Below are 9,154 nucleotides of genomic sequence, written 5' to 3' on the forward strand. Positions count from 1 at the left end.
ACAGCGAGTACGCGAGCGGCGCCTCACCGAAGCGCTCGGCGATCTGCACGCCGGCCCGCGCCGAGGCCGAGAGCGCGAAGATGCCGTAGACGGCGATGAGGATGCGCCCGGGGCCGGTGGCGGTGGCGCGGGGCTCAGGCACCGGGCACCCCCGGGATCCACAGGCCCTGCAGGCGCAGCACGGCGACGAGCGTCCCGATCGCGCCGACGGCGATCACGGCGCCGCCCCAGCGGCTCGGCTCGGCGGTGGCGAACTGCAGCGCGATCACCGGGACGCAGACCGCGACGGCGAGGTAGATGAGGAAGGTCGACTGCTCGGGCAGGGTGACCCCGCCGAGCAGGACCCGGTACGCCGCGATCGCCGCCTGCACGACGATGAGCGCCACACAGATCCCGACGGCGACGGTGTGCACCCGGCTCGGGGGCCGGTTCAGCGCCGTCGTGACCAGCCCGAACAGCGCGGTGGCCGAGAGCGCCACGGTGATCACCAGGACGAGCGTTCCGATCACGGCGGGAACGCTACCCCCCGCTCCCGGTGCGGCGCGGAGGACCCGCCCGTCGCGGCCGGTGGTCAGGCGGACGGGAGCGCGGCGCCCGCGCGGCCCACGACCGAGCCGATCTCGGGACCCAGGAAGCGGCGGCCGAGCCGGGCGAAGGGTTCCGGGTCGCCGGTGGCGAGGAAGCGGTGCGGCGCGGGCGGGGTCGTGTCGTCGCGCAGCAGGTCGTGCGCGTGCAGGGTCCGGACCAGGGTGCGGGCGGTCTCGTCGGCCGAGGACACCAGCGTCACGTCCGGGCCGAGGACGATCTCCAGCACCCCGGACAGCAGCGGGTAGTGGGTGCAGCCGAGGACGACGGTGTCGACCCCGGCGCGCTGCAGCGGCTCCAGGTAGCCCTGGGCGACGCCGAGGACCTGGCGTCCGCTGGTGGTGCCGCGCTCCACGAAGTCGACGAACCGGGGGCAGGCCACCGAGGTGATCTCGGTGTCGCGGGCGGCGTCGAAGGCGTCGGCGTAGGCGCCCGAGGCGATGGTCGCGGCGGTGCCGATGACGCCGATCCGGCCGTTGCGGGTGGTGGCGACGGCGCGGCGCACCGCCGGGCGGACGACCTCGACCACCGGGACCGGGTAGCGCTCGCGGAAGTCGGCGAGACAGGCCGCCGAGGCGGAGTTGCAGGCGATGACCAGCGCCTTGACCCCCGAGTCGACGAGCTCGTCGCCGATCGCGAGCGCGAGGCGCCGGATGTCGGCGAGCGGGCGCGGCCCGTAGGGGCTGTGCGCGGTGTCGCCGACGTAGACGATCTGTTCGGCGGGCAGCAGGTCGATGACCGAGCGGGCGACGGTGAGCCCCCCGACCCCGGAGTCGAAGATGCCGATCGGGGCGTCGATACCGGGCGCGTCGCTCACACCCTAGGAGGGTAGGCGGTCGGCCTTCGCGACCCAGCGGGCGGCGACGACGCCGCCGATCGCGCCGAACAGGTGCCCCTGCCAGGAGACCATCGGGTCCGACGGGAGCACTCCCCAGAGGATCGAGCCGTAGAAGAGGAACAGCACGACGGCGAGCAGGATCTGCCGTCCGTTGCGGGCCAGGAAGCCGCGGGTGAGCAGGAACAGGAACCAGCCGAACACGATGCCGGAGGCGCCGAGCACCGGCAGCGGCGAGGTCAGCCACACCCCCAGCCCGCTGATCACCCAGATCGTCGCGGTGACCGCGACCCACTGCACCGGACCGCCGGACATGGCGAGGAACCCGAAGATCAGGAACGGCAGACTGTTGGCGGCGAGGTGCGCCCAGTCGCCGTGCAGCAGCGGCGCGGTGAGGATCCCGGCGAGGCCGTCGGTGCTGCGCGGGTAGATCGCCGCGGCGGCGTCGACCATCCCGCCGGACGCCTGGTCGACCGCCTCGATCGCGTAGAGCGCGGCGGTGAACGCCAGCATGATCACCGCGGCGCGCACCGGCGCGGGCGGCAGCACGCGGGCGGGGCGGCCGTCCGGGAGTGCGGTCATGTCACCCACGGTACCGGCTCGGCCGCCCGCTATGCCCGTTGTGCCCGGTTCAGGCCCAGAGGTGCCCGTCGATGCCCTGCGCGGCGGTCCCCAGGTCACCGGAGTACGCGCCGGTGGACAGGTACTTCCAGCCGCCGTCACACACGATCATGACGACGTCGGCGCGCTGCCCGGCGTCGAGCGCCTTGTTCGCGACGCCGAGTGCGGCGTGCAGGATCGCGCCGGAGGAGATCCCGGCGAAGATGCCCTCCTGCTCGACGAGCTGGCGGGTGCGGCGCAGCGCGTCGTAGGAGCCGACCGAGAACCGTCCGGTCAGCACGGTCTCGTCGTAGAGCTCCGGGACGAAGCCCTCCGAGAGGTTCCGCAGGCCGTAGACGAGCTCGCCGTACCGGGGCTCCGCCGCGACGACCTGCACGTCGGGCTTGTGCTCGCGCAGGTAGCGCCCGGCGCCGACGAGGGTGCCGGTGGTGCCGAGCCCGGCGACGAAGTGGGTGATCGACGGCAGGTCCCGCAGGATCTCCGGGCCGGTGCCGCGGTAGTGCGCATCGGTGTTGGCCGGGTTGCCGTACTGGTAGAGCATCACCCAGTCCGGGTGCTCGGTGGCGAGCTGCTTGGCGACGGCGACGGCCTGGTTCGACCCGCCCGCCGCCGGCGAGGAGATGATCTGCGCGCCGTACATGGCGAGCAGCTGCCTGCGCTCGGAGGAGGTGTTCTCCGGCATCACGCAGATGATCTCGTAGCCCTTGAGCCTCGCGGCCATCGCCAGCGAGATCCCGGTGTTGCCCGAGGTGGGCTCCAGGATCGTGCAGCCGGGCGTGAGCAGCCCCTGCTTCTCGGCGTCCTCGATCATCGCCAGCGCGGGCCGGTCCTTGATCGAGCCGGTGGGGTTGCGGTCCTCCAGCTTCGCCCACAGCCGCACGTCCTCCGACGGCGACAGCGACGGCAGCCCGACCAGCGGGGTGTCGCCGACGGCGTGCAGCAACGAGTCGTAACGCACGGGTTCTCCTCACACGACGGCACCGGGCGGGGACGCCGCCCGGTGCCGGGGTCCGGTGGGGCTCAGCGACCGCCGGCCACGGCCGGGAGGATCGTGAACGTGGAGGACTCCGTGACCGGGGCCTCCAGGCCGCCGGCGAAACGGATGTCCTCGTCGTCGACGTAGATGTTGACGAAGCGGTGCAGCTTGCCGTCGGTGATCAGACGGTCCTTGATGCCGCTGTGCCGCGACTCCAGGTCGTCGATGACCGCCGAGACGGTGTCGCCCTTCGCCTCGACGGTCTTCTCACCGTCGGTGTGCGTGCGAAGGATGGTGGGGATGGAGACGGAGACGGCCATCTCGGTGATCACTCCTGGTGGGTCGCTCTGGCGTGGATTTCTCACGCGCGACAACGCGGCCGGAGTACGGCGACATTCCCGCGCGACCTCCGGCGCGGGTGCGCGAGAGGGTCGATCAGGCCCGGTCGGGCACGTCGTCGGAGCCGGTGTGGGAGAACATGTAGGACTCCACGACCGCCAGCTCGTCCTCCACGACCTCGCCGTCGGCGAGGTGGTAGGAGCGCACCTCGGGCTCGGCGTCGGCGGTGGCGAGGCCCACGATCAGCCAGTGCTGGTCGGGGGTCCACTCCATCTGGGCGACGTCCTTGGGCGACGGGTAGGCCTCGGGCAGACCGGTGTGCGCCACCGGCCGCCGCGGCAGTCGCGTGTGGGAGTGGACGACGAGCATGCGGCGCTCACCGGCCGCGTCCAGCTCGCGCTCCAGGCGGATGTCCTCGGCCGGGGCGAAGGCGAAGTCGCTCGCCACCTCGTCGGCGTTGGTCATCGGCACGTAGCGCTCGGGGTGCTCGCCGGTCTCGGGACCGACGAGCTGCCCGCACGACTCGACCGGGAAGTCCCGGCGGGCATGCGCGACGATCGCATCGACGAGGTCGGACCGGAGGACGAGCACGACCCGAGGATACGCGGCCCCGGCCGCGGGACCGAACACCCGCCGGGCCGGAACCGGCCGTTCACGCACCCGACACCACGTTCTGTGATCCCGGCCACGGCCTCCCGTGCAGGGGTGCGTCCATACTGCCCTGCGTGCCCGCCTCCGGTCGCCGTGTCGGATTCGTCCTCGCCGCCGTGCTCGTCGTCGTCCTCGCGGTCGCGGTCACCGTCGAGGCGGTGACGCTCTCGGGCCGCCCCGCCGCGGGCGCGCCCGGCTCGGGCACGGTGCGGCTCATCGCGCTCAACGACCTGCACGGCAACCTGGAGCCGCCCTCGGGGTCCTCGGGCCGGGTGACCGACGACGCCGGCGCGCAGGTCGAGGCCGGCGGCGCCGCGTTCGTCGCCGCGCACGTCGCGGCGCTGCGGGCGCAGGCCCCGGCGAGCGTGGTGCTGTCCACCGGCGACAACGTCGGCGCGTCCCCGCTGGCGTCGGCGCTGTTCCGCGACGAGCCGACCGTCGAGGTGCTGGAGCGGATCGGCGTCGCCGCGTCCGCCGCGGGGAACCACGAGTTCGACGAGGGCATCACCGAGCTGCGCCGGCTGCAGCGCGGCGGCTGCCACCCGGTCGACGGCTGCCGCTTCACCCCGTCCTACGACGGCGCGTCGTTCCCGATCCTGTCGGCGAACGTGACCGAGGGCGGGAAGCCCGCGCTCGCCGCGTCGACGGTGGTGGAGGCGGGCGGCGCCCGGATCGGCGTCATCGGCGCCACCCTGTCCGAGCTGCCCGACCTGGTCTCCCCCGACGGCATCCGCGGCCTGGAGGTCGGCGACGAGGTCGCCGCGGTCGACGCGGCGTCGCGCGAGCTGACCGCGCAGGGGGTACGGGCACAGGTGCTGCTGCTGCACCAGGGCGACGAGGCGACCGGCGACGGCGGCCCGGACGCCTGTGCGATCGAGCCCGGCGGGCCGGGGTCGCGGATCGCGGCCGCGGTGTCCGCCGACGTCGACGCGGTGTTCTCCGCGCACACCCACCAGCAGTACGCGTGCTCGGCGACCGACCCGGCCGGGAACCCGCGACCGTTCGTGCAGGGCCTGTCGTTCGGCAGGCTGCTGTCGGTGGTCGACCTCGCCCTGACCGGCGACGGCGACGTGGACCGCGCCGCGACCGGCACCGCCCGCAACGTGGTGGTCACCCGCGACGTCGCCCCCGACCCGGCGGTCGCCGACGTCGTCGACCGTGCGGTCGCGCAGTCGCGGCCGCTGGCCGAGCGCCCGGTCGGCACCCTGGCCGGCCCGCTGCTGCGCGCGGCCGCGCCGTCGGGACTGTCCCCGCTCGGCACGGTGATCGCCGACGCCCAGCTCGCCGCCTCGCGCGGCGACGGCGCACAGCTCGCGCTGACCAACCCCGGCGGGGTGCGCGCGGACCTGGTGCCCGGCGCGGGCGGGCGGGTCACCTACGGGCAGGCCTACACCGTGCAGCCGTTCGGCAACATCCTGCAGACCATGACGCTCACCGGCGCCCAGCTGCGCGCGGTGCTCGACCAGCAGTTCACCGTCGACGACGGTCCGACGGTCCTGCAGAGCTCGTCGAACCTGCGCTACACGGTGGTGGCCGGGAACCGGGTCGGTGACATCTCCATCGGCGGCGTCCCCGTCACCGACGACGGCCGCTACCGGGTCGCGACGAACAACTTCCTGTCCGCGGGCGGCGACGGCTTCGACACCGTCACCGCCGGGACCGAGCTGGTCGGCGGCCCGGTGGACCTCGACGCGTTCGTCGCGTACCTGGGCGCGAACCCGGGCCTGGCCGTGCCGTCGACCGACCGGATCGTGCGCCGCTGAGGGGCGGCCGGGCGGGTCAGAGCCCGCGGACGCGGACCCGGACCAGGGAGTCCTGCACGTAGGTCAGCCAGTGGTAGACGCCCAGGTGCTGGGCCCGCGGGTCGTCGTCGGGCAGCTGCTCGGGCATGTCCTCGTTCACGTCGAGGGCGGTGCCGAGCGCGAGCCGCACGTCGTTGAGGGCGGCCAGCCAGGCGTCGACCTGGGCCTCGGTGAGCTCGAGCCGTCCGCCCGCCTCGGGCAGGGTGTCCAGCACGGTCGCCGCGGCGGTGTCCTTGGCCTCGATCAGCGACGGCTCGTGCAGCGAGCGCATCCCGCCGGCGAGGTCGGAGTCCTCGGTGGTGAAGTCCGGCAGCAGCCGGGCCAGCACCCGGTCGGTCGGCCGCGACGTCGGGCCGGTGCGGATGCCGGTCAGCTCGGCCAGCTCGTCGGTGGGCGCGAGCTCGGCACGACCGGCGAGCATCTGGCGGATCTCGACGAACAGGCCCCGCAGGACGACGGCCTCCTCACCGGAGAACCCGGACGTGTAGCGGACGCGGTCGCCCCGCCCGCTGCGCTTCCAGCCGTTCACGCTCAGGCCCGCTGCATGGTGGCCCACAGGCCGGCCGCGTGGAGCTGGGCGACGTGGCCCTCCACGGTGTCCTTGTCCCCCGCCGACACCGCGGCGCGTCCCTTGTGGTGCACGTCGAGCATCAGCGCGGTGGCCTTCGCCTCGGGGTAGTGGAACACCTTCTGCAGCACGTAGGTCACGTACGACATGAGGTTGACCGGGTCGTTCCAGACGATGGCCTGCCACGGCGTGTCGGGGCCGGCGGACTCGTCCAGGTCGGGCGTGACCTGCTCGGTGGGCGCCGGGGACGGCGCTGGGGACGGCGCGGACATGCGCCCCATGGTGGCACAGGAGCCGTAGGCTCCCGGCCATGACCGGCACGGCCCTGCTGACCGACCGCTACGAGCTGACGATGGTGGCGGCGGCCCTCGCCGACGGCACCGCGGAACGCCACTGCGTCTTCGAGCTGTTCGCGCGCCGCCTGCCCGACGGGCGCCGCTACGGCGTCGTCGCCGGGACGGGGCGGTTGCTGGAGGCGCTGGAGCGCTTCCGGTTCTCCGCCGCCGACCTGGAGTTCCTCGCCCCGGTCGTCGACGCGGCGACCCTGGAGCGCCTGGGCGACTACCGCTTCTCCGGCGACGTCGACGGCTACCCGGAGGGCGAGCTGTACTTCCCCGGCTCCCCCGTCCTCACCGTGACCGGCACCTTCGCCGACGCGGTGATCCTGGAGACCGTCGCGCTGTCGATCTACAACCACGACTGCGCGATCGCCTCGGCGGCGGCCCGGATGGTGACCGCGGCGGCCGGCAGGCCGCTCATCGAGATGGGCTCGCGGCGCACCCACGAGGAGGCCGCCGTGGCCTCGGCCCGGGCCGCGTACCTGGCGGGCTTCGCGACGACGTCGAACCTCGCCGCGGGCGCCCGGCACGGCATCCCGACCGCGGGCACCGCCGCGCACGCCTGGGTCCTGCTGCACGACGACGAGCCGGCCGCCTTCGCCAGCCAGGTCGCCGCGCTGGGCACCGGCACCACGCTGCTCGTCGACACCTACGACATCCGCCGCGGTATCGAGCACGCCGTCGCGGCCGCCGGGCCCGGGCTGGGTGCGGTCCGCATCGACTCGGGCGACCTCGGCGAGCTGGCCCGCCAGGCCCGCGAGCAGCTCGACGCGCTCGGCGCCACCGGCACCCGGATCGTGCTCTCCGGCGACCTCGACGAATACGCGATCGCCTCGCTGCGCGCCGAGCCGGTCGACTCCTACGGCGTGGGGACCTCGGTGGTCACCGGGTCGGGCTCGCCGACGGCGGGGATGGTCTACAAGCTCGTCGAGGTCGACGGGCGCCCGGTGGCCAAGCGGTCGAGCGCGAAGGAGTCCCGCGGCGGGCGCAAGGCGGCGCTGCGCCGGTTCAAGCCGACCGGGACCGCGGTCGAGGAGGTCGTGTACCCCTACGGCACCGACCCGGTCCTCGGCCCGCACGACCGGGTGCTGCCGGTGCCGCTGGTGCGGGACGGGAAGGTCGTCGCCGACGACGTCGTCACCGGGCTGGAGGCCGCCCGGGAGCGGCTGCGGACGGCGCTGGTCGCCGTACCGTGGGAGGGGTTGAAGCTGTCCCGCGGCGAGCCTGCGATCCCGACCACCTTCCTCACCGGGAGCTGAGCCATGGCACGAGCGTTGATCGTCGTCGACGTCCAGAACGACTTCTGCGAGGGCGGCGCCCTCGCGGTGGCCGGCGGGCCGCCGTGGCCGCCGGGATCGGGCCGCTCGCGACCGGCGGCCGCGACGGGCGGGTCTACGACCACGTCGTCGCCACCCGGGACGTGCACGTGGACCCGGGGCCGCACTTCTCCGACACCCCGGACTTCGTCGACTCCTGGCCGCCGCACTGCCGCGCGGGGACGCCGGGCGCGTCGTTCCACCCGGCACTGGACGTGGCGCCGATCGAGTGCGTCTTCGACAAGGGCGCCTACACCAGCGCCTACTCCGGGTTCGAGGGCGCGAGCGCGAACGAGTCGGGCACCCCGCTGGGCGACTGGCTCACCGAGCACGGGGTGACCGAGGTCGACGTCGTCGGCCTGGCGACCGACCACTGCGTCCGGGCGACCGCGCTGGACGCGTCCCGGCTCGGGCTGGCGACGACGGTGCTGCTGCACCACTGCGCCGGGGTGGCACCGGAGACGACGGAGCGGGCGCTCGCCGCGCTGACCGAGGCCGGCGTGGAGCTCCGCACCGCCTGACCCCCGGCGGCGCCGGCGCCGGACTCAGTGCCGGTCGGCGGTGCCGACCGGGGCTGGCCGGTCGTCGTCGGGCCGGTCGGCCGGGGCGAGGGGGTCGACGACGGCGACCGGGACGGGCTCGGCCCGGTCCCCCGCGCCGTCGGCCGCCGGCGCGGCGGCGGTCGCGGCGGGGTGGGTGCCGTCCGGGGAGGCGGGCTCACCGGAGTCGTCCTTCGCGAAGGACCCGACCTTCACGTAGAAGTCGTCGCCGTGGTTGTCGGTCGCCCACTCGACGGCCTGCTCCATCACCTCGGCGCTCTTCTCGGCGCGCAGGATGACCTTGTCCCGGCGCACGTCGCGGTGCAGCGCCAGGCACAGCAGCACCATGATCACCACGAACGGCGCGGCGACCAGGATCGTCAGGTTCTGGATGCCCGACAGGGCGTCCTCACCGCCGGTGACCAGCATCAGCACCGCGACCGCGCCCATCGCGGCACCCCAGAAGACCACGACCCACCTGCTCGGCTCGATGGTGCCGCGCTGGGACAGCGTGCCCATCACGATCGACGCGGCGTCGGCGCCGGACACGAAGAAGATCGCCACCAGCACCATCACGAGCAGGC

The 9,154-nt window shown here is 74.2% G+C and carries 11 protein-coding genes and 1 pseudogene; 3 read left to right on the forward strand and 9 right to left on the reverse strand.

The features are described from left to right. Positions 1-134 precede the first annotated feature (134 nt). The 6 genes from KPF22_RS24115 to KPF22_RS24140 all read right to left on the reverse strand — a co-directional run bounded on the left by KPF22_RS24115 (position 135) and on the right by KPF22_RS24140 (position 3,947). Complete coding sequence (locus tag KPF22_RS24115; protein WP_073576167.1) at positions 135-509, reverse strand: hypothetical protein; 375 nt, start codon at positions 507-509, stop codon at positions 135-137. A 62-nt stretch (positions 510-571) separates the two neighbouring features. After that, positions 572-1,402, reverse strand: a complete 831-nt coding sequence (gene murI, locus KPF22_RS24120; RefSeq protein WP_062400757.1) for a glutamate racemase — start codon at positions 1,400-1,402, stop codon at positions 572-574. A gap of 3 nt (positions 1,403-1,405) precedes the next feature. Then, complete coding sequence (locus KPF22_RS24125) at positions 1,406-2,002, reverse strand: rhomboid family intramembrane serine protease (RefSeq protein WP_208825042.1); 597 nt, start codon at positions 2,000-2,002, stop codon at positions 1,406-1,408. Between the two features lie 49 nt (positions 2,003-2,051). After that, a complete protein-coding gene (locus tag KPF22_RS24130) occupies positions 2,052-2,999 on the reverse strand; it encodes a PLP-dependent cysteine synthase family protein (RefSeq protein ID WP_208825044.1) in 948 nt (315 codons plus the stop codon). A gap of 62 nt (positions 3,000-3,061) precedes the next feature. After that, complete coding sequence (locus tag KPF22_RS24135) at positions 3,062-3,337, reverse strand: MoaD/ThiS family protein (protein WP_062404265.1); 276 nt, start codon at positions 3,335-3,337, stop codon at positions 3,062-3,064. A gap of 115 nt (positions 3,338-3,452) precedes the next feature. Then, positions 3,453-3,947 carry a M67 family metallopeptidase gene (locus tag KPF22_RS24140; RefSeq protein WP_100880863.1) on the reverse strand — a complete coding sequence of 165 codons (495 nt, stop codon included), beginning with the start codon at positions 3,945-3,947 and terminating at the stop codon, positions 3,453-3,455. Between the two features lie 134 nt (positions 3,948-4,081). Between KPF22_RS24140 and KPF22_RS24145 the strand changes: the two genes are divergently transcribed. Next, positions 4,082-5,770, forward strand: coding sequence for a bifunctional UDP-sugar hydrolase/5'-nucleotidase (locus tag KPF22_RS24145; RefSeq protein ID WP_224400908.1), 1,689 nt, complete (start codon positions 4,082-4,084; stop codon positions 5,768-5,770). 16 nt (positions 5,771-5,786) lie between these two features. Here KPF22_RS24145 and KPF22_RS24150 read toward each other — a convergent pair whose 3' ends face one another. Together KPF22_RS24150 and clpS are read right to left on the reverse strand one after the other, a co-directional pair. Then, entirely contained in the window at positions 5,787-6,338 is a 552-nt protein-coding gene (locus KPF22_RS24150; RefSeq protein WP_062400754.1) for a DUF2017 domain-containing protein, read from the reverse strand. Between the two features lie 2 nt (positions 6,339-6,340). Further along, positions 6,341-6,649, reverse strand: a complete 309-nt coding sequence (gene clpS, locus KPF22_RS24155; RefSeq protein WP_060710877.1) for an ATP-dependent Clp protease adapter ClpS — start codon at positions 6,647-6,649, stop codon at positions 6,341-6,343. 38 nt (positions 6,650-6,687) lie between these two features. On the opposite strand from clpS, the gene KPF22_RS24160 reads away from it, so the two are divergent. Next, positions 6,688-7,974, forward strand: a complete 1,287-nt coding sequence (locus KPF22_RS24160) for a nicotinate phosphoribosyltransferase (RefSeq protein WP_224400907.1) — start codon at positions 6,688-6,690, stop codon at positions 7,972-7,974. Between the two features lie 3 nt (positions 7,975-7,977). Beyond that, positions 7,978-8,552, forward strand: a pseudogene (locus KPF22_RS24165) (isochorismatase family protein). A 24-nt stretch (positions 8,553-8,576) separates the two neighbouring features. Here the strand turns inward: KPF22_RS24165 and KPF22_RS24170 are convergent. Next, the coding region (locus KPF22_RS24170; protein ID WP_224403372.1) for a BCCT family transporter at positions 8,577-9,154 on the reverse strand (578 nt) is incomplete at its 5' end.

It is taken from the genome of Pseudonocardia sp. ICBG1034 (genome assembly GCF_020131375.1).
Taxonomy (GTDB): Bacteria; Actinomycetota; Actinomycetes; order Mycobacteriales; family Pseudonocardiaceae; genus Pseudonocardia; species Pseudonocardia alni.

Bases quoted from the DNA above. Each gene is read 5' to 3' on its own strand.
- KPF22_RS24160 (WP_224400907.1), top strand. From the start codon at position 6,688: ATGACCGGCACGGCCCTGCTGACCGACCGCTACGAGCTGACGATGGTG.
- KPF22_RS24125 (WP_208825042.1), bottom strand. From the start codon at position 2,002: ATGACCGCACTCCCGGACGGCCGCCCCGCCCGCGTGCTGCCGCCCGCG.
- clpS (WP_060710877.1), bottom strand. From the start codon at position 6,649: ATGTCCGCGCCGTCCCCAGCGCCGTCCCCGGCGCCCACCGAGCAGGTC.
- KPF22_RS24135 (WP_062404265.1), bottom strand. From the start codon at position 3,337: ATGGCCGTCTCCGTCTCCATCCCCACCATCCTTCGCACGCACACCGAC.